The sequence below is a fragment of the Parazoarcus communis SWub3 = DSM 12120 genome (assembly GCF_003226565.1).
GTDB classification, from domain to species: Bacteria; Pseudomonadota; Gammaproteobacteria; order Burkholderiales; family Rhodocyclaceae; genus Parazoarcus; species Parazoarcus communis.
Genome location: NZ_QKOE01000085.1, coordinates 1 through 751, shown reverse-complemented (window position 1 = coordinate 751; position 751 = coordinate 1). Strand labels below are relative to the sequence as shown.

The following is a 751-nucleotide window of genomic DNA, read 5'->3' as shown; positions in this document are numbered from 1 at the left end:
GTTGCGCTGCCCGATTTCGGGCCGAAGGCGGTCACCCACCAGCAGTTGCTGCGCAGTCTCGATGCCCTGATGGATCACCAGGATGAGGTCGATGGCGTGGTCGCTGGGCTGCTGCGCCCGCTGATCGATCAGGATCTTTCGGTGGTCTTCTACGACCTCACCACGATCCGTAGCGAAGGGCTCAGCGAACAGGTCGGCGACGTGCGCCAGTACGGCATGGCCAAGGAGGGACTGATTGCCCGCCAGTTCATGCTCGGCGTGGTTCAGACCGCCGAAGGACTGCCGATCTACCACGAGGTGTTCGACGGCAACACGGCCGAGACGCGTACCCTGCTGCCCACGCTCAGCAAGGTGCTTGAGCGCTTCCCTTCGGTGCAGCGCCTGGTGCTGGTAGCCGACAGGGGGCTGCTCAGCCTGGACAATCTCGAAGCCCTGAAGGCCGTGCGCCTGACCAGTGGCAAGCCGCTCGAGTTCATCGTCGCGGTACCAGGCCGGCGTTACAACGAGTTCATCGATCTGCTCGCCCCCTTCCACGAACAGCAATGCATCACCGCCACTCAGGAAGTGATCTCGGAGCAGGCCTGGAATGACCTGAGGCTGGTGATCGCACACGATCCGATGACCGCAGCCCAAAAGACCCAGCAGCGCAACGAGCGTATCGACGCGCTGACCCGGCAAGCGGATCAATGGACGGGCAAGCTTACCGATCAGGACGAAGGCGTGAAGCACCGGGGTCGCAAGCTCTCGGACA

General features: G+C 63.1%; 1 protein-coding gene. It reads left to right on the top strand.

What is annotated here, in order from left to right; all coding sequences use genetic code 11:
* On the top strand, positions 1-751 hold a 751-nt coding region (locus DNK49_RS23135; RefSeq protein WP_110530421.1), incomplete at both ends, for an IS1634 family transposase.